General features: G+C 66.7%; 22 protein-coding genes and 2 pseudogenes. 14 read left to right on the top strand and 10 right to left on the bottom strand.

Annotated elements, in window-relative coordinates:
* Positions 1-36: 36 nt before the first annotated feature.
* On the top strand, positions 37-1,074 hold the full coding sequence (locus tag HTY51_RS11850) for a histidine kinase (protein ID WP_174252923.1): 1,038 nt from the start codon (positions 37-39) through the stop codon (positions 1,072-1,074).
* 37 nt (positions 1,075-1,111) lie between these two features.
* Positions 1,112-1,855, top strand: a complete 744-nt coding sequence (locus tag HTY51_RS11855; RefSeq protein ID WP_174254259.1) for a LytTR family DNA-binding domain-containing protein — start codon at positions 1,112-1,114, stop codon at positions 1,853-1,855.
* On the opposite strand, the gene lolA is transcribed toward HTY51_RS11855, so the two are convergent.
* From lolA to HTY51_RS11870, 3 genes are read right to left on the bottom strand one after another with little or no spacing between them, the layout of a single operon-like run.
* Positions 1,856-2,512, bottom strand: a complete 657-nt coding sequence (gene lolA / locus HTY51_RS11860; RefSeq protein ID WP_174252924.1) for an outer membrane lipoprotein chaperone LolA — start codon at positions 2,510-2,512, stop codon at positions 1,856-1,858.
* A gap of 5 nt (positions 2,513-2,517) precedes the next feature.
* On the bottom strand, positions 2,518-4,863 hold the full coding sequence (locus tag HTY51_RS18795; protein ID WP_174252925.1) for a DNA translocase FtsK: 2,346 nt from the start codon (positions 4,861-4,863) through the stop codon (positions 2,518-2,520).
* Between the two features lie 44 nt (positions 4,864-4,907).
* Complete coding sequence (locus HTY51_RS11870) at positions 4,908-5,585, bottom strand: Crp/Fnr family transcriptional regulator (RefSeq protein ID WP_174252926.1); 678 nt, start codon at positions 5,583-5,585, stop codon at positions 4,908-4,910.
* A gap of 149 nt (positions 5,586-5,734) precedes the next feature.
* On the opposite strand from HTY51_RS11870, the pseudogene trxB reads away from it, so the two are divergent.
* The 5 genes and pseudogenes from trxB to HTY51_RS11895 all read left to right on the top strand — a co-directional run bounded on the left by trxB (position 5,735) and on the right by HTY51_RS11895 (position 8,981).
* Positions 5,735-6,687: pseudogene (gene trxB, locus HTY51_RS11875) on the top strand (thioredoxin-disulfide reductase).
* A 143-nt stretch (positions 6,688-6,830) separates the two neighbouring features.
* Complete coding sequence (rpmB, locus tag HTY51_RS11880; RefSeq protein ID WP_174252927.1) at positions 6,831-7,064, top strand: 50S ribosomal protein L28; 234 nt, start codon at positions 6,831-6,833, stop codon at positions 7,062-7,064.
* Between the two features lie 11 nt (positions 7,065-7,075).
* Positions 7,076-7,246, top strand: a complete 171-nt coding sequence (rpmG, locus tag HTY51_RS11885) for a 50S ribosomal protein L33 (RefSeq protein ID WP_057676949.1) — start codon at positions 7,076-7,078, stop codon at positions 7,244-7,246.
* Positions 7,247-7,411: 165 nt separating this feature from the next.
* Positions 7,412-7,735 (top strand): hypothetical protein, encoded by a 324-nt coding sequence (locus tag HTY51_RS11890; protein WP_174252928.1) that lies wholly within the window; start codon positions 7,412-7,414, stop codon positions 7,733-7,735.
* 13 nt (positions 7,736-7,748) lie between these two features.
* Positions 7,749-8,981 (top strand): DUF2325 domain-containing protein, encoded by a 1,233-nt coding sequence (locus tag HTY51_RS11895; RefSeq protein WP_174252929.1) that lies wholly within the window; start codon positions 7,749-7,751, stop codon positions 8,979-8,981.
* 15 nt (positions 8,982-8,996) lie between these two features.
* On the opposite strand, the gene murB is transcribed toward HTY51_RS11895, so the two are convergent.
* On the bottom strand, positions 8,997-10,082 hold the full coding sequence (gene murB / locus HTY51_RS11900) for a UDP-N-acetylmuramate dehydrogenase (RefSeq protein ID WP_174252930.1): 1,086 nt from the start codon (positions 10,080-10,082) through the stop codon (positions 8,997-8,999).
* Between the two features lie 44 nt (positions 10,083-10,126).
* Here murB and HTY51_RS11905 point away from each other — a divergent pair, with 44 nt between their 5' ends.
* The 3 genes from HTY51_RS11905 to HTY51_RS11915 are packed head-to-tail and all read left to right on the top strand — an operon-like array spanning position 10,127 to position 12,270.
* Positions 10,127-10,612, top strand: a complete 486-nt coding sequence (locus HTY51_RS11905) for a YajQ family cyclic di-GMP-binding protein (protein ID WP_174252931.1) — start codon at positions 10,127-10,129, stop codon at positions 10,610-10,612.
* A gap of 10 nt (positions 10,613-10,622) precedes the next feature.
* The gene (locus tag HTY51_RS11910) at positions 10,623-11,270 is read left to right on the top strand and encodes a TIGR02281 family clan AA aspartic protease (protein WP_174252932.1); all 648 of its coding nucleotides are present in this window, start codon (positions 10,623-10,625) and stop codon (positions 11,268-11,270) included.
* A 40-nt stretch (positions 11,271-11,310) separates the two neighbouring features.
* Positions 11,311-12,270 carry an HD-GYP domain-containing protein gene (locus HTY51_RS11915; protein ID WP_174252933.1) on the top strand — a complete coding sequence of 320 codons (960 nt, stop codon included), beginning with the start codon at positions 11,311-11,313 and terminating at the stop codon, positions 12,268-12,270.
* Between the two features lie 20 nt (positions 12,271-12,290).
* Here HTY51_RS11915 and plsY read toward each other — a convergent pair whose 3' ends face one another.
* The 3 genes from plsY to HTY51_RS11930 form a co-directional block, all read right to left on the bottom strand.
* On the bottom strand, positions 12,291-12,920 hold the full coding sequence (plsY, locus tag HTY51_RS11920) for a glycerol-3-phosphate 1-O-acyltransferase PlsY (protein WP_174254260.1): 630 nt from the start codon (positions 12,918-12,920) through the stop codon (positions 12,291-12,293).
* 69 nt (positions 12,921-12,989) lie between these two features.
* On the bottom strand, positions 12,990-14,276 hold the full coding sequence (locus HTY51_RS11925) for a diguanylate cyclase domain-containing protein (RefSeq protein WP_174252934.1): 1,287 nt from the start codon (positions 14,274-14,276) through the stop codon (positions 12,990-12,992).
* A gap of 160 nt (positions 14,277-14,436) precedes the next feature.
* Positions 14,437-14,928, bottom strand: coding sequence for an aminoacyl-tRNA deacylase (locus HTY51_RS11930; RefSeq protein ID WP_174252935.1), 492 nt, complete (start codon positions 14,926-14,928; stop codon positions 14,437-14,439).
* A gap of 62 nt (positions 14,929-14,990) precedes the next feature.
* Here HTY51_RS11930 and HTY51_RS11935 point away from each other — a divergent pair, with 62 nt between their 5' ends.
* Positions 14,991-15,608, top strand: a complete 618-nt coding sequence (locus HTY51_RS11935; protein WP_174252936.1) for a YitT family protein — start codon at positions 14,991-14,993, stop codon at positions 15,606-15,608.
* A gap of 30 nt (positions 15,609-15,638) precedes the next feature.
* Positions 15,639-17,075, top strand: coding sequence for a coniferyl aldehyde dehydrogenase (locus HTY51_RS11940; protein WP_174252937.1), 1,437 nt, complete (start codon positions 15,639-15,641; stop codon positions 17,073-17,075).
* Between the two features lie 102 nt (positions 17,076-17,177).
* Here the strand turns inward: HTY51_RS11940 and HTY51_RS11945 are convergent, their stop codons facing one another.
* The 3 genes and pseudogenes from HTY51_RS11945 to HTY51_RS11955 form a co-directional block, all read right to left on the bottom strand.
* Positions 17,178-18,245, bottom strand: a complete 1,068-nt coding sequence (locus HTY51_RS11945) for an aldo/keto reductase (protein ID WP_174252938.1) — start codon at positions 18,243-18,245, stop codon at positions 17,178-17,180.
* Positions 18,246-18,317: 72 nt separating this feature from the next.
* A complete protein-coding gene (locus HTY51_RS11950; protein WP_254606870.1) occupies positions 18,318-19,130 on the bottom strand; it encodes a hypothetical protein in 813 nt (270 codons plus the stop codon).
* Positions 19,108-20,945: pseudogene (locus HTY51_RS11955) on the bottom strand (acyl-CoA synthetase). The gene HTY51_RS11950 and the pseudogene HTY51_RS11955 overlap by 23 nt, the downstream one beginning before the upstream one ends.
* A 66-nt stretch (positions 20,946-21,011) precedes the next feature.
* On the opposite strand from HTY51_RS11955, the gene HTY51_RS11960 reads away from it, so the two are divergent.
* Entirely contained in the window at positions 21,012-21,962 is a 951-nt protein-coding gene (locus tag HTY51_RS11960; RefSeq protein WP_174252939.1) for an alpha/beta fold hydrolase, read from the top strand.
* Between the two features lie 59 nt (positions 21,963-22,021).
* Positions 22,022-22,561 (top strand): ABC transporter ATP-binding protein, encoded by a 540-nt coding sequence (locus HTY51_RS11965; RefSeq protein ID WP_174252940.1) that lies wholly within the window; start codon positions 22,022-22,024, stop codon positions 22,559-22,561.
* The last annotated feature ends 48 nt before the right edge of the window (positions 22,562-22,609 follow it).

A 22,609-nucleotide genomic window follows, 5' to 3' on the forward strand; every position in this document is an offset into this window, starting at 1 on the left:
TAATGGGGGCGGCCCCAGGGCCGATCCCCATCATCCATGAAAGACACCCAGATTTTATCGGCCTTCCAGGAGCTGGCTCCGGAAAGCCCGGCCAGCGCCGCGCCCGCCGTACTCCTGTACGACGCCTGCCAGGTGGGCGTGGCCCTGCGCGCCGTGCTTTTCGTGGAGGCCGTGGTGGCCGTGGGTGCCATGTACGGCACCAGCACGGCGCTGGACTGGATCGTGCGCCTGGCCCTGCTGACCGGCAGTGCCCTGCCCGCCACGGTGTTCTGGCTGGTCGTGGCCTGCCTGTTCAAACAACCCCTGGGGCGCCTGCCGCGCCCGGCCCAGTACGCCGCGGGCGTGCTGCTGGGCGCGCTGGCCGGTCTCTACGGCTGCGGCATGCTTTTGCTGGCCGGCCTGCTCAGCCCCGCGCCCTGGCTGGCCAGTGCCAGCAGCGGCGCCCTGCTGGCCGGCGTGCTGGTGGCCGTGCTGGCCCTGCGCGCGCGCGGGCGCATGCCGGCCGATACGGCGGCGCGCCTGTCCGAGCTGCAGTCGCGCATCCGGCCCCATTTCCTCTTCAACACCCTCAATAGCGCGATTGCCCTGGTGCGCGCCGAACCGGCCAAGGCCGAGGCCCTGCTGGAAGACCTGAGCGACCTGTTCCGCCATGCCCTGGTCGACCAGGGCGAATCGGTCACGCTGGGCGACGAGATCGCGCTGGCGCGGCGTTACCTGGACATCGAGCAGGTGCGCTTCGGTGACCGCCTGCAGCTCGAATGGGCCCTCGACCCGCGAGCCGACGGCGCCCGCCTGCCGCCCCTGCTGCTGCAGCCGCTGCTGGAAAACGCCGTGCGCCACGGCGTGGAACCCAGCCCCAGCGGGGCGCAGGTGCGCATCTCCACCCAGCGCCGCGGCTCCACCGTGGTGATCAAGGTGACCAACACCGTGCCATCCGGCCCGGGCCCACACGGCCACGGCGTGGCGCTGGACAATGTACGCGACCGCCTGCGCCTGCTGCACGACGTGCAATGCAGCTTCCAGACCATCCACAAGGACGGCATCTACCAGGTGCGCATGGAGGTGCCGGCATGAGTGTCACGGTGCGCAGCACGGAGGTTTTCTCATGAGCATGGGTCTGCGCACGCTCATCGTCGACGACGAGTCCCTGGCCCGCAGCCGCCTGCGCACCCTGCTGGGCGACTGCAAGGCGCCGCTGATCAGCATCGAAGGCGAGGCCGCCAACGCCACCCAGGCCATCGAACTGCTGCGCCGCCAGCCCTATGACCTGGCCCTGCTGGACATCCACATGCCCGGCGCCGACGGCCTGACGCTGGCGCAGACCCTGCGCAGCCTGCCGCACCCCCCGGCCGTGATCTTCGTGACGGCGCACGCCGAACACGCTGTGCAGGCTTTCGAACTGGAGGCGGTGGACTACCTGACCAAGCCGGTGCGGCTGGAGCGCCTGCAGCAGGCCCTGCAGAAGGTGGAACGGCTGCTGCGCGGCCGCCAGGAGGCCGGCACGGCGGCGCCCGAAGAGGTGCTGCTGATCCAGGAACGCGGGCGGACCGAGCGCGTGCCCCTGGCCGAGGTGCTGTACTTCAAGGCCGAGCTCAAGTACGTCACCGTGCGCACGGCGGCCAAGACCTACATCCTGGATGGCGCCCTGAGCGAGCTGGAGGAAAAGTACGCCCTGCGTTTCATGCGGGTGCACCGCAATGCCCTGGTGGCCCGGCGGGCCGTGCGGGCGCTGGAGAAACACTACGACCCCGAGGAGGGCGAGGGCTGGGCGGTGCGCCTGAGCGGCACGGACGAACTGCTCTCGGTCTCGCGCCGGCAGCTGAGCGCCGTGCGCGAGGCCATCGCCGCCAACTGATTACTGACGGATCACGTCGGCGCCGGCCGGCGGCTTGAAGCGGAAGGTCTCGGGCGGCAGGCTCACATTGAGCTGCACACGGCTGAAGCTCAGCAGGGATCGCTGGCCGAAGCTGTCGACGATCTCCAGCGCGGCCAGTTCGGCCGTCTTCTTGCCGCCCTGCTCCACCTCGCGCAGGCCCACACGCACGCTCTGCACCTGGCCGTCGCGCGCACGCGGTGTCGCCACCACCCACTGCAGGCCCTCGCGCTCGGGCCCGTTGGCCAGCTGGTAGTCGGCCTGCAGGGCCCGCATGTCGGGCGCCGCAGCGATCAGCGCGGCCGGCGTGCTACCCAGGGCACTGGCCTGCGAGCGCGCCGTCACCTGGTTCAGGTCCAGGTCATGCAACCAGAGGGTCTGGCCATCGGCCACGATGGTCTGGGCCAGGGGTTTGCCGTAGACGAAGCGGAAACGCCCGGGACGCTGGAACTCGAAGGTCCCGCTGGAGTTGCGCGTGCGTGCCACCTGGCCCTCGCGTGGCGGCGCCGTCACCACCTGGGTGAATTCGGCGCGACCGCTGGAGGCGGTCTTGAGGAAAAGCTCGAGCGCACCCAGGCCATCGGCCCGGGCCGCCATGGCGCAGACAGCTATCGAAAGAATAGCAAACAGTTTTTTCATGGGGTTCACTCCGCGCGCGCCGGCACCAGGATGTCGCGCTGGCCGTTGGTGCTCATGGCGCTGACGAGACCCGCCTTTTCCATGTCTTCCACCAGGCGTGCCGCGCGGTTGTAGCCGATCTTCAAATGGCGCTGTACCAGCGAGATGCTGGCCTTGCGGTTCTTCAGGACGATTTCCACCGCCTGGTCGTACATGGGGTCCTTCTCGCCACTGGGGCCGCCTTCGCCCAGCGGGCCGTCCTCGCCATCGACCGTGCCGCCTTCGAGCACGCCCTCGATGTAATCAGGCTCGCCCTGGCTCTTGAGGTACTTCACCACACGGTGCACTTCCTCGTCGCTGACAAAGGCGCCGTGCACACGGATGGGCAGGCCGGTGCCGCTGGCCATGTAGAGCATGTCGCCCATGCCCAGCAGGGCCTCGGCACCCATCTGGTCCAGGATGGTGCGGCTGTCGATCTTGCTGCTGACCTGGAAGGCGATGCGGGTGGGGATGTTGGCCTTGATCAGGCCGGTGATCACGTCCACGCTGGGGCGCTGGGTGGCCAGGATCAGGTGGATGCCGGCGGCGCGCGCCTTCTGCGCCAGGCGGGCGATGAGTTCTTCGATCTTCTTGCCCACCACCATCATCAGGTCGGCCAGCTCGTCGATGACCACCACGATGTGCGGCAGCCGGTCCAGCGGCTCAGGCGCCTCGGGTGTCAGGCTGAAGGGGTTGTAGATGAACTGTTCCCTGGCCTTGGCCTCGTCGATCTTGTGGTTGTAGCCGGCCAGGTTGCGCACGCCCAGCTTGCTCATGAGTTTGTAACGGCGCTCCATCTCGGCCACGCACCAGGTCAGGCCATGCGCGGCCTGTTTCATGTCGGTCACCACGGGGGCCAGCAGGTGCGGGATGCCTTCGTAGACCGACATCTCCAGCATCTTGGGGTCGATCATGAGCAGGCGCACGTCACGCGCCTCGGCCTTGTACAGCAGGCTCAAAATCATGGCGTTGATGCCGACCGACTTGCCCGAGCCGGTGGTACCGGCCACCAGCACGTGCGGCATCTTGGCCAGGTCGGCCACCACCGGGTTGCCCACGATGTCCTTGCCCAGGCCCATGGTCAGCATGGACTTGGCCTCGTTGTAGACCTGCGAACCCAGGATCTCGGACAGCTTGATGGACTGGCGCTTGGCATTGGGCAGCTCCAGCGCCATGAAGTTCTTGCCCGGGATGGTCTCGACCACACGGATGGACACCAGGCTCAGGGAGCGCGCCAGGTCCTTGGCCAGGCCCACGATCTGCGAGCCCTTGACGCCGGTGGCGGGTTCGATCTCGTAGCGCGTGATCACCGGGCCGGGCTGGGCCAGCACCACACGCACCTCGACGCCGAAGTCCTTGAGCTTCTTCTCGATCATGCGGCTGGTCATCTCCAGCGTTTCGGGCGCCACGGTTTCCTGCCGAGTCTGCGCGCCGTCGAGCAGGTCGACCTGGGGCAGCTTGGAGTCGGGCATGTCGCTGAACAGCGGCTTCTGGCGCTCCTTGGCCACGCGCGTGCTCTGCGGCACCTCCACCAGCACCGGCTCGATCAGCACGGGCGGCGTGTGGTGTTCGATGAAGTCCTCGCGCTCCTCCAGCACGCCCTCCTCGCGCTCGCGGGCGGCCTGCTGGCCCAGGGCCAGGTCCTGCGCCATTTCGCGGCGTGCGCGGCGCGATTCGAGAAAACCGTGGACCCAGCCGCCGATGCGCTCGGCCACATGGCCCCAGGAAAAACGGAACACCAGGCCCATGGCCAGCACCCACAGGCCGATGGCCAGCAGCGCCGAGCCGGTGACACCCAGCCAGCGCACCGCCAGCGGCCCGACCAGATACCCCAGCACGCCACCGGCATGCCCCGGCAGGCGCGGCTCCAGGCTGTAGAAACGTGCCCACTCGATCGCCGTGCTGGCCAGCATCAGCAGGGCCAGGCCGACCCAGAAACTGGCGCGGCTGGCCACGAAGCGCGCCAGCCACGAAGGGGAGCTTGCAGGTTCGACAGGCAATTCCGGGCCGCGCAGCCAGCGCGCCAGCGCCGACAGCCAGCCCCGCACCGCCGCAGCAAAACACCACCAGACCGAGAAGCCGAAGAGGTAGTAGCTGGCATCGGCCAGCCAGGCGCCGAGCTGGCCACCCCGGTTGCGCACGGGGGCGCCGTCACCCGAGGTGGATCCGGCGGCATCGAGCAGGTTGTGACTGCTCAGGACCAGCAGCCAGTAGGCCAACAGCACGAAACTGATGAAAAGCAGCACCTCGCCTGCGAAGCGGCCGCGGCCGGAGCGCGAAGGCGCCGCGGCGCCGGAGTCTTCGGAATTGAGCGTGTGGAGTCGGTAGGTCATGTAGACAGAAAAAGGGCGCCTTCACGCGAGGTGAAGCGCCGCATTCAGCGCGGCTTGGAGCGGCGTTCCTTGACGAGCATGGCGCCGCCCTCGAGCGGGGTCACGAAGCCCTGCTCCTCGAAATCCTTCATGACGCGGCTGACCATCTCGCGCGAGGCGCCCACCATCTTGGCGATATCCTGGCGCGAGAGCTTGTCATGGATGGTCATGTCGCCCTGCGGACTGGCCTTGGCGGCATCCAGCAGCACATTGGCCACGCGGCCATAGACACTCATCAGGGCCAGCGAGCCGATCTTGCGGTCGGCGTGGCGCAGGCGCTGCACCAGGCCGCGCATGATGCCGTAGGCCATCGGGGCGCTCTCGGCCAGGCTGCGCAGGAACTCGGACCGGCCCAGCTCCAGCACGTCGGTCTGGGTCTCGGCTTCCACCGAGGCGGAGTGCACGTCGTTGTCGATCAGGCTCATCTCGCCGAAGTAGTCGCCCGACTGCAGGGTGGCCAGGATGACTTCGCGCCCGTTGCCGGTGTCGGTCATGAGCACGCGGGCACGCCCCGAGAGGATGATGGACAGGGCGTCCGATTTTTCCCCTTGCTGGACGATGCGTTCCCCGCGCTTGACGCGGCGCTTCACCACCGCAGCCGCGAGCGCATGCAGCTGGTCGTCCGACAGCATGGAAAACAGCGGAACCCGGCGCAACAAATCCTGATTGGTCAGCATTGACATAGTTCGGTCATTCTGCGCGTGCATGGTTGAGTTCATACAATGGCAAGTCGGCCGGTTTTCCGGTCTCCCCCCTGGCCATCCACCGCGGCACGGTACGCGGCGCATCGATTATTGACCAAAAGATTCACGAAACAAGCAAGGTTCACAGAATGTCGCAGAACAAACACGCCAAGGTCCTGATCCTGGGTTCCGGCCCCGCCGGCTATACCGCCGCCGTCTACGCCGCGCGCGCCAACCTGAACCCCGTGCTGGTCACCGGCATGGCCCAGGGCGGCCAGCTCATGACCACGACCGAAGTCGACAACTGGCCGGCCGACACGGACGGCGTGCAGGGCCCGGAGCTGATGCAGCGTTTCCAGGCCCACGCCGAACGTTTCAAGACCGAGATCGTCTACGACCACATCAACAAGGTCGACTTCAGCAAGCGGCCCTTCACCCTGACCGGTGACAGCGGCACCTACACCTGCGACTCGCTCATCATCGCCACCGGCGCCTCGGCCAAGTACCTGGGCCTGCCCTCCGAGCAGGCCTTCATGGGCCGCGGTGTCTCGGGCTGCGCCACCTGTGACGGTTTCTTCTACCGCGACCAGGTCTGCTGCGTGGTTGGTGGTGGCAACACCGCCGTCGAGGAGGCGCTCTACCTGTCCAACATCGCCAGCAAGGTCTACCTGGTGCACCGCCGCGACAAGTTCAAGGCCGAGCCCATCCTGATCGACAAGGTCATGGACAAGGTCAAGGCCGGCAAGATCGTGCTCAAGACCTTCAAGACCCTGGACGAGGTGCTGGGCGACGCCAGCGGCGTGACCGGCATCCGCCTCAAGAGCACCGTGGACGGCAGCACCGAGGAGCTGGAACTCAAGGGCGCCTTCATCGCCATCGGCCACGCGCCCAACACCGAGATCTTCCAGGGCCAGCTGGCCATGGAAAACGGCTACATCGTCACCCAGGGGGGCTCAAGGGTTTTGCCACCCAGACCTCGGTGCCCGGCATCTTTGCCGCCGGTGACGTGCAGGACCACGTCTACCGACAGGCCATCACCAGTGCCGGCACCGGCTGTATGGCCGCCCTGGACGCCCAACGCTTCCTGGAGCAACAGGAATAAGCCAGCCCAGCATTCCGCAATCCGGCTATAATTGCGGGCTTTGCTGGACTTTGCTGTCCATCATGGGTTACCGCCACCCTACTGGCGAGGTGAGGCCCCCACTGCCCAGGTGGCGGCCGTTTTGAAGAAAGCGAAGTGTCCTCATGGCACGCGTCTGTCAAGTAACGGGTAAAGGCCCGATGGTCGGAAACAATGTTTCCCACGCCAACAACAAAACCAAGCGCCGGTTCCTGCCGAACCTGCAATATCGCCGTTTCTGGGTCGAGACCGAGAACCGCTGGGTCCGCCTGCGCGTGTCCGGCGCCGCCCTGCGTCTGATCGACAAGAATGGTATCGACTCCGTGCTCGCCGACCTGCGCGCACGTGGCCAAGCTTAAGGAGCTGAATCATGGCAACCAAAGGCGGACGCGAAAAGATCAAGCTGGAATCCACGGCCGGCACCGGTCACTTCTACACGACCAGCAAGAACAAGAAGACCATGCCCGAGAAGATGGCGATCATGAAGTTTGATCCCAAGGCTCGCAAGCATGTGGAATACAAGGAAACCAAGCTGAAGTAATTCAGCCCGGCTCCCGACCGAAAGCCCGCCTCGTGCGGGCTTTTCTGTTTCCGGCACCAGGACAAGACCCTGAGGGGATAGGTGTTGAATATTGTAATGAGAATTATTCTCATTACAATCAACGCACGGTTGCACCGCAATCACCCCACCCCGTCTGGAGAGCCCATGTCCTGTGCCGACAACGACCTGAACCCGCCCTGCCTGGAAGCCCTGGTGGCCGGCACCTTCGCCCTGATGACCTGCTGGGCCGCCCCGGCCGGCGACGCCAAACTGCCCAGCAGCCGCCAGCGCACGCTGATGGCACGCAAGATCGTCTCGAATCTCTTTTTCCTCAAGAACCATCCGCACGCCAGCCCCGGCCTGCGCCAGGTCATGGCCCGCCCCCACGAACGCTGGGTGCTGCTGACCGAATCGGCTGGCGACGGCTCGGTGGTCACCCGCGCCTCGGACCCGCTGGCCGCCCTGCCCGGCGGCGGCCTGCTGCATTGAGGAGGCGCGTCCCATGTGCCAGCTGCAAGCCAAACCGGACGTCGTCCACCTCGGCCCCCTGGCCGTCGAACCGGCCATGACGGTCCCGCACCCCGGCAACAGTTCACGCCGGCGCCGCCTGTGGGAGCTCGACGGCCATGCCTACTGCCCGGTCATCGGGGTCTGCCTGCCCCTGCCCCTGCTGCGCCGCCTGGCCGAGAAAACCCTGGGCAAACTGGGCCCGTACAGCGACTACGAGGTGCATTGCACCGTCGTCACCGAATGCCGGCGCCGCTCGCCCCTGTCCGAAACCCTGCACAAGGAACTCGAGAACCGTTATGCGCTGGTGCTGCGGGCCGCGCAGCAGCTCAAGAGCACCGAAGCCCTGGGCGCCTGGTGGACGGACTGCCGCGCCAGCGCCGACTGGGCCGGCGCCCTGTGGGCCGCACTCACCCACCCGCGCTGTGACGCCGAGCTGGAGCAGCGCATCCTGGGCGAGGTCCACATGCTGCAGCACCAGGTCGGCATGGTCACGCGTGCCGACCTGACCCGGCTGGAAACCCTGCACGACGAGAACGCCATCCTGGCGCGTGAACTGGCCCATGCCCAGCAGCGCAGCCTGCAGCAGGCCAGCCTGCACAGCGCCCGCCTGGAACAGCAGCAGGCCGAAACCCTGCGCCTGCGCGCCGAGCTGGTCCAGGCCCAGACCCGGCTGCACCAGCAGCAGGAAGCGCTGGAGCAGTTGCAGGCCAACGTGCCAGGGCTGGCCGGGCGCATGGAACTGACGCAGCAGGGCCGGCAGCAGGCGGAGGAGATCCGCGCCCTGCAACGCCAGCTGGCCCAGGCCCGCTCCGAGGCACAAAGGCAGGGCGAGCGCGCGGACCAGCTGCAAAACCGGCTGGACGAGCTGCCGCTACAGCAACGCAGCGCGCCCCAGACATCTGGCACGCCCGACCTGGAGCAGCGCGCCGTCCTGTGCGTGGGCGGCCGCACGGCCAGCGTGCCCATCTACCGCCAGGTGATCGAGCACACCGGCGCGCGTTTCCTGCACCACGACGGCGGCACGGAAGACAACAGCAGCCAGCTCGACGCCACCCTGGCCGCGGCCGACCTGGTGATCTGCCAGAGCGGCTGCATCAGCCACAACGCCTACTGGCGTGTGAAGGATCACTGCAAACGCACCGGTAAACAGTGTGTTTTCATCGAGACGCCCAGCCGTTCGGCGCTGGAGCGCGCGCTCAGCGGCATCGATGTGAGCACGAACTGAGGCGACGGGACCGGCTCAGACCACCACCGGCTCGGGTTCAAGCCGGATGCCGAAACGCTCGTAGACGCTGGTCTGGATGGCCTTGGCCAGGGTCATGACCTCGCCGCCCGTGGCCCCGCGGGGGCCACTTCCATCCTCGCCCTGGTCGCCGCCGCCGCGGTTGACCAGCACCAGGGCCTGCTTCTCGTAGACCCCGGCCTGGCCGATGGACTTGCCCTTCCAGCCGCAGGCATCGATCAGCCAGCCGGCGGCCAGTTTCACGGTGCCGTCGTCCAGGTGGTAGTACACGATCTTGGGTTCGCGCGCGATGATGTCGGCGCACTGCTCGGGGCTGACGGTGGGGTTCTTGAAGAAGCTGCCGGCATTGCCGATCACGGCCGGGTCGGGCAGCTTGGCGCGGCGGATCTCGCAGATCCAGTCGTAAATCTGGCGAGGGGTGGGCTCGGCGATGCCGCTGTCCGCCATCTTGCGCTCCAGGTCCAGATAACCCAGCACCGGCTTCCAGGCTTTGGGCAGGCGCAGCCTGACCCGGGTGATCAGGGCACGCCCGGCCAGGCCCAGGCCGCCCGCCTGGCCACCGGCCGCAGCAGCATGCTTGAACACCGAATCGCGGTAGCCAAAACCGCACTGGGCGGCGTCCAGGCGCAGCGCCTGGCCGGTCTGCAGGTCGATGGCGTCCAGCGACTCGAAGCGGTCCTGCAGTTCGACGCCGTAGGCACCGATGTTCTGCACCGGCGCGGCGCCCATGGTGCCGGGAATCAGCGCCATGTTCTCCAGGCCGGGCCAGCCCTGCGCCAGCGTCCAGCTCACAAAATCATGCCAGTTCTCGCCAGCACCGGCCTCGACGATCCAGGCCCTGGGCGTCTCCTCGACCAGGCGGCGGCCCATGATCTCCACCTTCAGCACCACCGGCTTCACGTCCCCGGTCAGCACGATGTTGCTGCCCCCGCCCAGAACGAACTTCGGGGCCGGGCCGAGTTCGGGGTCGGCCAGCACGGCGGACACGTCGGCCTCCTGCAACACCCGGACCAGGGTATGGGCCCGGGCAACGATGCGGAAGGTGTTGTACGGCTGGAGCGGGACGTTTTTCTCGACTAACATCGGTCTGATTCTCTCATTTGCACCAGTCCCGGAAAAATACCGTCATGCCTTCTTTCGACACCGTCTGCGAAGCCGATATGGTCAAGGTGAAAAACGGCGTGGAGAACTCCGCCAAGGAGATCAGCACCCGCTTCGACTTCAAGGGAACCTCGGCCAGCATCGAGATCAAGGACAAGGAGATCACCGTGGTCGGCGACGCCGACTTCCAGATCGATCAGATCCTCGAAGTGCTGCGCAACAAGCTGACCAAACAGGCGGTAGACGTGCGCTTCCTGGACATCGGGGAGCTGCAGAAGATCGGCGGTGACAAGGTCAAGAAGCTCATCAAGGTGCGCAACGGCATCGAAGCCGAACTGGCCAAGAAGATCCAGCGCCTGGTCAAGGACAGCAAGATCAAGGTCCAGGCCGCGATCCAGGAAGACAAGCTGCGGGTTTCCGGCGCCAAGCGCGATGACCTGCAGGCCGTCATGGCCCTGCTGCGCAAGGACATCACCGACGTGCCCATCAGCTTCAACAACTTCCGCGACTGAGGCCGGCACCATGATCAGCCGCCTCTTCCTGCTGCTGTGCGCCCTCGTCCTGACGGGCGCAGTGCAGGCGCAGACCGTGGTGCTGTCGGGCATCCTGGGCAGCAAGGCCCTGCTGGTGGTCGACGGCGGGCCGCCCAAGAGCGTGGCCGTGGGCCAGAGCCACCAGGGCGTGACGCTCATCGGCCTGCAGGCCGGCCAGGCCACGGTGGAAATCGGCGGTGCGCGCCAGACCCTGCGCCTCGGCGACGGGCCGGTCAGCGCCCCCCCCTCGGCTGGCGAGGCCGGTGACCAGCGCCGCATCGTGCTGCACGCCGGCAGCAACGGGCATTTCCGCACGCCGGGGCAGATCAACGGCCGATCGGTGACCTTTTTGGTCGACACAGGAGCATCCGTGGTCGGTCTGAGTGCAGCAGATGCCGACCGGATCGGCATCAACTACAAAGCAGGCCAACCCGTCCAGATGCAAACGGCCAACGGCAGCACGACAGGCTGGATCGTCAAGCTGAGTTCAGTACGACTTGGCAGCGTCGAGATCTATGACGTCGAAGGCATCGTCAGCCCGGCCCCCATGCCTTACGTGCTGCTGGGCAACAGCTACCTCACGCGTTTCCAGATGACGCGCACCAACGACCAGTTGGTGCTGGAGCGGCGCTATTGAAGCTGCTGGTATCCTAGGCTCAAATTCCGGATCGCGCGCCGTGACTGTCCAAAACGAAAACGAGTACGAAGACCTGCTGAGCCTGTGGTCGGACCTGGAGTCCGGCCTGGGCATCCTGCTGGGCAGTCCGCTGAGCGTGCAGGAGTTCGAACAGCGCGTCTGGCAATACGACCGCTGGATGCAGGCCCTGCTGCAGCGCGATGCGGATGTGGGCCTGTACCTGCTGTTCCAGCTCGCCACCAATTCCTCGGTGGGTTACAGCGCCTCGCACAGCCTGGTCTGCGCCACCCTGAGCCACCTGCTGGCGACCGAGCTCAAGCTCGACCCCAAGGAACGCGACAGCCTGGTCCATGCGGCGCTGACCATGAACATTGCCATGACCGAACTGCAGGACCAGCTGGCCCTGCAGACCGAGAAACTCAGCCAGCCCCAGCTCGAAGCCATCCGCCTGCACGCGCCCAAGGGCGGCCTGATGCTGGCCAACAGCCTGGGCGTGAACGACCCGCTGTGGATCGAGGTGGTGTCCTCGCACCACGACGAATACACCGAAAAGATCGAGCTGCGCCAGCTGCCCGCCCACAAGCGGCTGATCCGCATCCTGCGGGTGGTGGACCGCTACGCCGCCATGATCTCGCCGCGCAAGTCACGGGAAGGTCGCAGCGCCACCGAGTCCGTGCGCACCATCATGACGGGCGCCAATGCCTACAACGACGAAGTGGGCCACGCCCTGGTACGCGCCGTGGGCCTGTGCCCGCCCGGCACCTATGTCCGGCTGGAGGACAGCACCCTGGCCGTGGTGATGCGCCGCAGCGACCGCGCCAACCTGCCCCATGTGGCCGTGGTCACCGGCACCGACGGCCAGGTGCTGCCGCAACCCCGCCTGCATCGCACCATGGGAGGCCGTCCGGCCATCCAGGCGGCCCTGGCCACCTCGCTGGTGCGGCTGCGCCTGAACCACCACATGATCCTGCAACTGGCAGCCCACGCCGCCCAGGGCTGACGCCGGCGGGGCCCGGCGGCTCAGGATTTCTTCTTGCCGAGCCTGGACTCGGTGCCACGCGCCAGCCGGCCGATGTTCTCGGCATGGCGGTAGATCAGCAGCAGCGACATCAGGCTGATCGCCATCAGCAGCGCTCCTTCCATATACCAGGCCAGGCCGTCGCCGAAGATGTAATACAGCGGCGCGAACACGGCGGCTACCAGGGCAGCCAGGGAGGAATAACGGAAGAAAAAGGCGATCAGGATCCAGGTCAGCAGGGTGGCCAGACCCAGCGCCCAGTGCACCCCCATCAGGACGCCCAGGGCCGTCGCCACGCCCTTGCCCCCTGCGAAGCGGAAGAACACCGGATACAGATGGCCGAGGAAGGCGCCCAGGCCCACCAGCGCCACCGTGCCGGCCTCCAGCCCGTAGGGCTTGCCATACCACTGCACCAGGGCCACCGGCAGCCAGCCCTTGGCGGCATCCAGCAGCAGGGTGACCACGGCAGCCGCCTTCGAGCCCGAGCGCAGCACATTGGTGGCCCCCGGGTTCTTGCTGCCATAGCTGCGTGGGTCGTTCAGGCCCATGACGCGGCTGACGATGACGGCAAAGGACAGGGAGCCCAGCAGATAGGCAGCCACGGCGGCCAGGACGGGATAGGCGAGCGACAGGGAATCCAAGACTTTTTCCTCTTCGAGCGGCCCGGCATGCGGCCGGGGCCTGTTGATTGGTGCTGGCCGCTATTCTGCCAGTGGCGCCGGCCGGGACGGGCCGTTCTTGCGCGCCGTCTTGTCGCCATACATCTGGCCATCGGCCGCGTGCAGCAGCTGGTCCAGATCGCTGCCGTCCTCCGGGTAGATCGCCACCCCGATGGAAACGCCCACCTGCAAGGTGCGCCCCTCGAAGTCGATGGCCTCCTGGATGGCGCTGCGCAGGCGCCGGGCGATGGTCTCCAGCATGTCCCGGGACACATGCTCGAGCAGCACGATGAGCTCATCGCCACCCCAGCGGGCCACCGTGTCGTTCTGCCGCACGGCCGCCAGCGCCCGGCGGGCCACGGCCATGAGCACGGCATCGCCCGCCTTGTGGCCGTGCAGGTCGTTCACGCACTTGAAGTCGTCCAGGTCCAGGAACAGCAGGGCGCACAGTTGCTCGGGCTGGCGCTGCTGGCGGGAAAAGGCCATCAGGGCGCGGTCCTCGAACAGGCGCCGGTTCGGCAGACGCGTCAGGTCGTCGTACATGGCCCGGTGTGCCATCAGGCCGCGGTTGCGGACCAGCATGTAGAGCATGGTCGCCACCAGCAGGCCACCGCCCCCCGAAGCTGCGCGCACCCAGGCGCGCAGGCTGCGGGTGTCGTCGGCCAGGCGCGGACGCACGGCGATGGCCCAGCGCCCCCCGGGCACGTCCATCTCCTGGACCAGCACCTCCGGCTGATCGAACAGGCCCAGTGCCCCCCAGACCGCCCCTCCTGTCAGCCCTTGTCCGTCACGGCCACGGATCGCAAACTCGTAGCGATCGTCTTCCGATTCGGCCTGTACCGCCTGGAACAGCGAGTCGGAGTCGATCACGGTCGACAGCAGGCCCCAGTAGCGTCCATGCAGCATCAGCGGCATGCGGTACACCAGACCCCGGCCCCCCTGCACCAGTTCCACCGGTCCGGCCAGCAAGGCCAGGCCGCTCTGGGCGATCTTCTGGATCATGGGCCATTGGGTCGGCTGATCCGGGTAGTACAAGCCGATCGCCCTTTCATTGCCCAGCAAGGGATAGACATAAAGCAGGCGGTAGCCAACCGCCACCCCGAAATTCCGGATGTGCCGGCTGCTGCGATGCAGGACGGCCAGGATGTCCTGGATCTCGCTGGCCTGCATGCTGCTGTTGCGCACGACCAGATAGGCGCCCAGGCCGCTATTGAGATAGAGCAGGGCGTTGAGTTCACGCTCCAGGCGTACACGCAGGGTGGTGGCGTAGGACAGCGTTTCGATATGGCGTTTGTTCAGGCGGTCCTGCAACTGGGAACGCAGGACCACTTCCCCGCCCGCCAACAGCAAGGCGAATGCGATCGCTGAGCTGGCCAGCGCCCCGGCGCGCCGGGAGAAAAATGCAGTGCCCGGGAATCGCATGCAACAAACTCCGGTAGTGCGTTCATTCTCTCAGAGTCCGCTGCCGGGCGTGGTGGCGCCCCCGTCGCTATTCGGCCAGCGCGCACTGCACCGGTGTGGCCCCCAGCAACTGCACGCAGACCTGCGGCGAGATGCCCACCAGGTAACCGCGTCGTCCGCCGTTGATCAGGATGCGCGGCAGCGCCAGGATGCCTTCCTCGATGTAGACCGGCATCTCGCGTCGCGTACCGAAAGGCGAGGTGCCGCCCACCAGGTAGCCGCTGTGGCGGTTGGCCACCTCGGGCTTGCAGGGCTCCACGGATTTGGCGCCGATCTGCCGCGCCAGGTTCTTGGTGGACACCTTGCGGTTGCCGTGCATCAGCACCACCAGCGGCCTGGCGTCCTGGTCCTGCATGATCAGCGTCTTCACCACCGTGTACGGATCCCAGCCCAGCACCTGCGCGCTGTGCTGCGCCCCGCCGTGCTCCAGATACTCGTAGGGGTGCTCGGTGTAGTCCACCTTGTTTGCCTTGAGCAGCTGGGTGGCAGGGGTTTCGGAAACGTGTTCTTTCTTGGCCATGCGTGAATTTTCTCTCAGGGGAGCAGGCCAGGCGTCAGAAGGCGGTGCCACAATTCCAGGACATGAATGCGCCCCAAGACACACCGCCCCTGCGCCACAGCCATGCCGAGGATGCGCTGGCCCTGCTCTCGGGCACCGCGCTGATTGCGCTGGCCGTGGCGCTGTTCCAGCACGCGCAGTTGCTCAGCGGCGGCACGGCCGGCATCGCCTTCCTGCTGCACTACGGCACGGGCTGGGGTTTCGGGCCGGTGTTCTTCGTGCTCAACCTGCCCTTTTACGTGCTGGCCTGGCGCCGGCTGGACCGCGCCTTCCTGTTCAAGACCATGATCGCCGTGGCCCTGCTGTCCGTCCAGACCGAACTGATGCCGTATCTCATCGTCTTCGAGCAGGTGCGCCCGCTCTACGCCGCACTGCTGGGCGGCGTGCTGCTGGGCGTGGGTTTTCTGATCCTGTTTCGCCACCGCGCCAGCCTGGGCGGCGTCGGCATCCTGGCTTTCTGGCTGCAGGAAACCCGGGGCTGGCGGGCCGGCCACGTGCAAATGGCCGTGGATACGCTCATACTGCTGCTGGCGCTGGCCACGGCGCCGCTGCTGCAGGTAGCCCTGTCCGTGGCCGGGGCCGTGGTGCTGAACCTCACGCTGGCCATCAACCACCGCGCCGGCCGCTACATGGCCACCTGAAGAACAACATCAAGATCAAGGAGAGTGACGATGAACGCTGTCAATGATTCCGCCCATGCCGTGCTGCGCACCACCCTGGAGGCCGCACTCAAACGCCAGCGCGCCGCCTACCTGGCCAGCCCGGAGCCCGACTATGCAAGCCGCTGCGCCGACCTGCGCAAGCTCGAGCGTTTCGTGCGCGAGCACCAGGACGCCATCTGTGAGGCCATCAGCGCCGACTACGGCAACCGCTCGCGCCACGAGACGCTGCTGACCGAGATCATGCCGGTGCTCAAGGGCATCCACCACACGCTCAAGCAGCTCAAGCGCTGGATGAAGCCGCAGCGCCGCGGCATCGACCGCATGGCCTTCGGCCTGGCCAGCAACCGCGTGATCCCGCAGCCCCTGGGCGTGGTGGGCGTCATCGTGCCCTGGAACTTCCCGCTCAACCTCAGCCTGCTGCCACTGACGGCCATCTTCGCGGCCGGCAACCGTGCCATGGTCAAGATGAGCGAGAACTCGCGCCACCTCGCCAAACTGCTGATCAAGGAGATGCCCGACTATTTCCCCGAGGAAAAGCTGCAGTTCTTCGACGAAACCGGCGGTGTGGGCATCGAATTCTCCAGCCTGCCCTTCGACCACCTGCTCTTCACCGGCTCGGGCCAGACCGGCCGCGCCGTCATGGCCGCGGCTGCGGCCAACCTTTGCCCGGTGACGCTGGAGCTGGGCGGCAAGTCACCCGCCATCGTCTGCGAGGACTTCCCGCTGCGCACGGCGGCCGAGCGCCTGCTCTACGTCAAGTACCTCAACGCCGGCCAGATCTGCACCACGGTGGACCACGTCTACGTGCCCGAGCGCCGCATCAAGGAATTCGTGCGGCTGGCGCAGGAGATCATGCCCAGGCGCTACCCCAAGCTGGACACGCCGGACTACACGGCTATCATCGACGAGATCGCCTATGCCCGCCTGCTGCACGCCCTGGACGAAGCCAAACAGCGTGGCGCGCAGGTGATCCCGCTGATCCCGGGCAAGCCCTTCGACATCAAGCTGCGCAAGATCGCGCCGCACCTGGTACTCAATGCCCCGGCCGACTGCCTGCTGATGCAGCGCGAGATCTTCGGCCCCATCCTGCCGGTGATCAGCTACGAGGACCTGGAAGACGATGTGATCAAGCGCATCAACGCCGGAGCGCGGCCGCTGGCGCTTTATCCCTTCACGAATGACAAGACCGTGCAGCAAGAGCTGCTCACGCGCGTGATGTCGGGCGGTGTCTCCATCAACGATGCGCTGTTCCACGTCGGGCAGGAAGAGCTGCCCTTCGGCGGCGTGGGCGCCTCGGGCATGGGCCACTACCACGGCTACGAGGGTTTCCTGACCTTCTCCAAGCTGCGTCCCGTCTTCAAGCAGGCGCGCTTCTCTACGGCAAAATTGCTGGCGCCGCCCTATGGGCCGCTGACGGACAAGCTGCTGAAGTTCCTGCTGAAGTAGGCAAGTGCGGCGTGAGTCGCCGCCGGGCCGCCCCAAGGCGACGAGGGCCCCCAGTGGGGGCAGCGGCGACACGCAGTGCGCAAGCGTGGGGGCGTCCTAGTTCTAGACGGCCGGGTCGCGCAGTTCCTTGCGGATCGCGTCGATGGCCTTGAGCAGTTCCGGGGCCAGCGTGGTGCCCCAGGCATCGAGGTCCTCGTCCAGTTGCGCCACCGAGGTCACGCCGATGATGGTGCTGGTGACCTGCCACTTCGTGTAGCAGAAGGCCAGGGCCATCTGGGTCGGCGTCAGGCCATGTTCGCGCGCCAGCGCGTTGTAACGACGCGCTGCCTCCAGCGACTCGGCGCGGCCCCAGCGCTGCTTGCGCACGCTCTCGAACTTGGCAATGCGGCCGTCCTGGGGTGCATCGGCACCGGTGAAGCCGCTGCTGTCGTACTTGCCGGTGAGCAAGCCGAAACCCAGCGGCGAATAGGCCAACAGGGAAACGCCCAGGCGGTACAGGGTCTCGTCCAGCCCGTTCTCGACGGTGCGGTTCACCAGGCAATAGGGGTTCTGCACCGTGGCCACACGCGGCAAGTTGTGCAACTCGGCCAGGCGCACGAACTCGTGCACGCCATAGGGTGACTCGTTCGAGAGGCCAATCGCCCGCACCTTGCCGGCCTGCACCAGCTGGCCCAGGGCCTCCAGTTGCTGATGGATGGGCGTGACCGTGGCGTCATCCTTGGCCGGGTCGAAATACATCTGGCCGAACATGGGCACATGGCGTACCGGCCAGTGGATCTGGTAGAGGTCGATCACGTCGATCTTCAGCCGCCTGAGGCTGTCGTCGCAGGCGGCCACGATGTCGGCCGGCGTCAGGTTGGGGCTGCCCTTGCGCACCCAGTCCATGCCGCGCGAGGGGCCTGCCACCTTGGTGGCCACCTGCATCTTCTGGCGCGCGCCCGGCCGGCTGGCGAACCAGTTGCCGATGATCTTCTCGGTCAGGTTGAAGGTCTCGGCCCGCGTCGGCACCGAATACATCTCGGCCGTGTCCAGGAAGTTGATGCCGCGCTCCAGCGCGCGGTCCAGGATGGCATGGGCGTCGGCCTCGCTGACCTGTTCGCCGAAAGTCATGGTGCCCAGGCAGATGGGCGTGACGTGGAGGTCGCTGCGACCGAGTTGTACTTGGTTCATGGGGAGACAGTGCAGGTGGTACAGGAAGAAAAGCGTAAACGCGGCGCGCCATCGTAGCGCGACTTGAAAAACCTAGTCACCACCGCCCCCACAACCACCACCGTCCCCACCGCTGTCCCCGCCCGCGCTGCTGTCCGCACCGCCAAAACCCGCGGTATCACCGGGCGCGTCGCCACCACCGTCGCTCCCGCCAAAGCTGGTCCCGCAATAGGCGTCGGAACCACTCTGGCGATCGATCTCGCGGCAGTCCGGCACATAGTGGAAACCGCCGGGAATCCCGAACTTGCGGTCCAGCGCAAACAGCAGCGGCAGGCGGCTGGGCTGGCGCGGGTCGATGCTCTCCTCCTTGCAGGCCCAGAACCAGACGCGGCGCAGGCCGTCGTTGCGCCGTGCATCCCGGCCCAGCACCTCGGCCGGACTGTGGTGCAGGAGCCGGCCGAAAGCCGTGTCGCACCATGACTCGTAGCCACGCGTGTGCAGGATGAATTCGTGCCAGGCCGCGTCCACCACACGCGAAGGCATGGCCACGAAGGCGCGGCCGCTGCGCAGATGGGCCATGAAGAACTGGCGCAGGCCGCGCAGCACCAGCTCGGTATCGCGCGGACTGAGCTGGGGATAGCGTTCGCACAACTTGGTCCCCAGAAAGCGCGGCAGCGGCGCCTCGCGCACGAACTGGCGGCGCAGACTCTTCTCCCAGGCGCGCAAGGCCAGCAGCAGGCCCAGCCCCGGCACCAGCGCGAACAAGAGGGCCACGACCGGCCTGCCCCCCTGGGAAACGGCACCCCAGGCCAGCAGCGCCATGGCGGGCAGCAGCAGCCACTGCGACAAGGACAGCAGCGCCACGCGCCGCGCCAGCCCGGGCTTAAACCGCACGGTGCTGGGCATGGCGTGCCTCTTCCTGCAGCCGCAGCACGCGGCGCTGCACCTTGCCGGTGGTCGTCATGGGCAGGGCATCGAGGAACTCGATCTCCTTGGGGTATTCGTAAGGCGCCAGCTTGCCCTTCACATGGCGCTGGAGATCGATCATCAGACGCCGCTCCCACTCGTTGCGCGAGACCGGCTCGTCCCCACGCTCGGCTGCGGCCTCTGCCGTCAGCACCACATAGGCCTTCACCAGCGCGCCGCGCTCGGCATCGGGCTTGGGCACCACGGCCGCATTGGCCACGGCCGGATGCTTGAGCAGGCAGTTCTCGATCTCGCCCGGGCCGATGCGGTAACCCGCAGCCTTGAACATGTCGTCCGCGCGCCCCTGGTACCAGAGGTAGCCATCCTTGTCGCGCAGCGCCAGGTCACCGGTGCGGCACCAGTCCCCCGTGTACTTGTCGCGCGTGCCGGCCTCGTTCTTCCAGTACCCCAGGAAAAAGATGGGATCGGGGTCGCCGTGCACGTCGCGGCGATGGATCGCCACTTCGCCGATCGAACCGGCGGCGCATTCCCGCCCCTGCTCGTCGATCACGGCCACGCGGTGGCCCGGGTAGCCCTTGCCCATGCTGCCGGGTCTGGCCGGGTAGAAGATGGCGCAGTTGCCGACGATGTAGTTGACCTCGGTCTGGCCGAACATCTCGTTCACCGTCACGCCCAGTTCCTTCTGACAATAGCCGAACACGGCGTCGCCCACCGCCTCGCCCGCGCTCATGATGGCCTGCAGCCCGAGCTGGAAGAATTTCTTCGGCTGCGGGAAGGCCTTCATCATCGCCTTGAGCGCCGTGGGGAAGAGGAAGGTGTGCGTGACTTCGTATTTCTGCAGCAGCTCGAAGGCGGTCTGCGCACTGAAACGGCCGTTCCAGGCCACGATGGGGCGGCCAAAATAAAGCGTCGGCAACAAGGCGTCCATCAGCCCGCCGGTCCAGCTCCAGTCTGCCGGAGACCAGAAAACGCTTTGCGTTTTCGGTTCCGGTAGCCTGAAGCTGGACTTTGTCCTTTCCGTGCTCGCCCCTACCCCAACCCTCCCCGCACGGGGGAGGGAGCCGGAAAAGGATCAAAGCCGAACCAGTTCTGGCTGCAGACAAAACCGGTCAGGTTGCCGATCAATGCGCGATGCGGGATCAAGGCGCCCTTGGGGTTGCCCGTGGTGCCGCTGGTGTAGATGAGCACGGCCGGGTCGTCGGCACGCGTGGCCACGGGCAGGTATTGCGGCGGGTGTTCGGCCAGCAGGGCGCTGTAATCCAGGTCGGCCATGCCGGCCGCACCGCCCCCCACCTCACCGCTGGCGCTGTCGCCCACGCCGATCACATGGCGCAAGGCCTCGCACTCACCGCGAATGTTCTGGATGTTGACGATGGCCGCGTCGTCGCAGATCAGGACCGCGGCCCCGCTGTCGTTCAGGCGGAATTCCAGCGCCTCGGGCCCGAACAGCGTGGACAGGGGCATGGCCACCGCGCCCATCTGCAGCACGGCCATATAGGCCACGGCCGTCTCGAAACGCTGCGGCAGCACGATGGCCACGCGGTCGCCCGGCTTCACGCGTAACTGGACCAGCGCGTTCGACAGGCGGTTGGCCTGCTGCTGCAGTTCGGCGTAGCTGTGGGCGCGCGCCTGCAGGCCGGGCCCGTCGGCATGGATGGCGATGCGCTGGCCGGCATCGGCCGCCTGTGCCCAGCGCCGGCAGCACACCTCGGCGATATTGAATTCATCGGGCACCTGCCAGCGGAACTGGCCGTGTAAAGACTCGTAACTGTCACGGTGTCGACTGGTCGCCATGCTGTGTCTCCGTATGATGAGGGCCGGCCCACACCCATTCCGCGTGTGACCCCAGACCCTGAGCAAATGTACCAAGTCCGTCGTAGCGCCCACAGCGAATTTACCCCCGTCCGCCAGCTGAAGTACCACGTCCTGCGCTGGGGCCAGGCCGAAACCACCCTGCCCCCGCTGGTGCTCATGCACGGCTGGATGGACGTGGCCGCGTCCTGGCAGTTCATGGTGGACGCCTTCAGCCCGGCCTTTTTCGAGAACCGGACCGTCATCGCCGCCGACTGGCGCGGTTTTGGCCTGACCGGGCTGGACACCAGCGAACCGGGTGCGGGCGCCAGCTACCCCGGGCATGACAACTACTGGTTCCCCGACTACCTGGCCGACCTGGACTTCCTGCTCGACCATTACGCCGGGGACAGGGCTGTGGACCTGGTGGGCCACAGCATGGGTGGCAACGTGGTCATGCTCTACGCCGGCGTGCGCCCCCAGCGCATCCGCCGCCTCGTCAACCTGGAGGGTTTCGGCATGCCGGCCACGCAAGCGGCACAAGCCCCTCGCCGTTATGCCAAGTGGATGGACGAGCTCAAAAGCCTGCACCGCGGCGAACTGGCGCTCAAGAGTTATGCCGACGCCGACGGCGTGGCGCGCCGCCTCATGAAAACCAACCCGCGCCTGGGCGAGGACAAGGCACTCTGGCTGGCCCGCCACTGGGCCCGTCCCAATGCGCAAGGCCAGTGGAACATCCTGGGCGACGCGGCGCACAAGATCGTCAACGCCCAGCTCTACCGCGTGGACGAGGTGCTGGCCGCCTTTGCCGCCATCACGGCGCCCGTGCTCTCGGTGGAAGCCAGCCACAACCAGATGGAGCAGTGGTGGGAGGGCAAATACACCCTGGCCGAGTTCCACCAGCGCCTGCAAAGCGTGCCCCGGCTGCAGCAGGCCCAGATCCAGGACGCCGGCCACATGCTGCACCACGACCAGCCCGAACAACTGGCCCGCCTGATCGAGAACTTTCTGGCCGATTAGGGCTCTACCAGCCCCATGCACCTGCTACCGCACACCTTCGTCCTGGCCCTGACCCTGCTGTGGACCGGCAACAGCCTGGCCCAGACGGTCGACACCCAGGCCGGCACCACGCCAACGACCACCGACACCCCCCCACGACAGGCACTCCGCCGGACACGCCCGGCAGCGAGGCGCCCATCACGCGCCCCCTCACCCTCACGATTGCGCCCATCGTCTACCACTGGACCAGCGATCCCGAGCACAAGTACTCCTTTGTTTTCACGCTGGAACAGCATCTGGACCGCCAGCGCCTGGCAGGGCTGGCCCTGTTCCGCAACTCCTTCGGCCAGCCATCGGCCTACGCCTACGCGGGTTACCACTGGCATGAGGTGCTGGGGAACTCCCGGCTCAGCGTCAAGGTGTCGGCCGGCATCATCTACGGCTACACGGATGAATACGAGGACAAAGTGCCCTTGAACTGGCGCGGTTTTGCGCCCGCCATCATCCCTTCGCTCAGCTACCAGACCAGCACCAACGGCTCGATCAACCTGATGGTGCTGGGGACGGCCGGGGTGGTTCTGGGCTACAGCCACAGCTTCCAGGGGCTGCTCGGCCCCTGAGGCGCCCGCCCGACTTTGAGGGAGGGCCTAAAATCGAGGGTTCCGGGC

This window comes from Rhodoferax sp. BAB1, from assembly GCF_013334205.1.
GTDB lineage: Bacteria > Pseudomonadota > Gammaproteobacteria > Burkholderiales > Burkholderiaceae_C > Hylemonella.

Excerpts from the sequence above, each read along its gene's own strand:
- HTY51_RS11850 (WP_174252923.1), top strand. The coding sequence starts at position 37 with ATGAAAGACACCCAGATTTTATCGGCCTTCCAGGAGCTGGCTCCGGAA.
- HTY51_RS11855 (WP_174254259.1), top strand. The coding sequence starts at position 1,112 with ATGGGTCTGCGCACGCTCATCGTCGACGACGAGTCCCTGGCCCGCAGC.
- lolA (WP_174252924.1), bottom strand. The coding sequence starts at position 2,512 with ATGAAAAAACTGTTTGCTATTCTTTCGATAGCTGTCTGCGCCATGGCG.
- HTY51_RS18795 (WP_174252925.1), bottom strand. The coding sequence starts at position 4,863 with ATGACCTACCGACTCCACACGCTCAATTCCGAAGACTCCGGCGCCGCG.
- HTY51_RS11870 (WP_174252926.1), bottom strand. The coding sequence starts at position 5,585 with ATGTCAATGCTGACCAATCAGGATTTGTTGCGCCGGGTTCCGCTGTTT.
- rpmB (WP_174252927.1), top strand. The coding sequence starts at position 6,831 with ATGGCACGCGTCTGTCAAGTAACGGGTAAAGGCCCGATGGTCGGAAAC.
- rpmG (WP_057676949.1), top strand. The coding sequence starts at position 7,076 with ATGGCAACCAAAGGCGGACGCGAAAAGATCAAGCTGGAATCCACGGCC.
- HTY51_RS11890 (WP_174252928.1), top strand. The coding sequence starts at position 7,412 with ATGTCCTGTGCCGACAACGACCTGAACCCGCCCTGCCTGGAAGCCCTG.
- HTY51_RS11895 (WP_174252929.1), top strand. The coding sequence starts at position 7,749 with ATGTGCCAGCTGCAAGCCAAACCGGACGTCGTCCACCTCGGCCCCCTG.
- murB (WP_174252930.1), bottom strand. The coding sequence starts at position 10,082 with ATGTTAGTCGAGAAAAACGTCCCGCTCCAGCCGTACAACACCTTCCGC.
- HTY51_RS11905 (WP_174252931.1), top strand. The coding sequence starts at position 10,127 with ATGCCTTCTTTCGACACCGTCTGCGAAGCCGATATGGTCAAGGTGAAA.
- HTY51_RS11910 (WP_174252932.1), top strand. The coding sequence starts at position 10,623 with ATGATCAGCCGCCTCTTCCTGCTGCTGTGCGCCCTCGTCCTGACGGGC.
- HTY51_RS11930 (WP_174252935.1), bottom strand. The coding sequence starts at position 14,928 with ATGGCCAAGAAAGAACACGTTTCCGAAACCCCTGCCACCCAGCTGCTC.
- HTY51_RS11935 (WP_174252936.1), top strand. The coding sequence starts at position 14,991 with ATGAATGCGCCCCAAGACACACCGCCCCTGCGCCACAGCCATGCCGAG.
- HTY51_RS11940 (WP_174252937.1), top strand. The coding sequence starts at position 15,639 with ATGAACGCTGTCAATGATTCCGCCCATGCCGTGCTGCGCACCACCCTG.
- HTY51_RS11945 (WP_174252938.1), bottom strand. The coding sequence starts at position 18,245 with ATGAACCAAGTACAACTCGGTCGCAGCGACCTCCACGTCACGCCCATC.
- HTY51_RS11950 (WP_254606870.1), bottom strand. The coding sequence starts at position 19,130 with ATGCCCAGCACCGTGCGGTTTAAGCCCGGGCTGGCGCGGCGCGTGGCG.
- HTY51_RS11960 (WP_174252939.1), top strand. The coding sequence starts at position 21,012 with ATGTACCAAGTCCGTCGTAGCGCCCACAGCGAATTTACCCCCGTCCGC.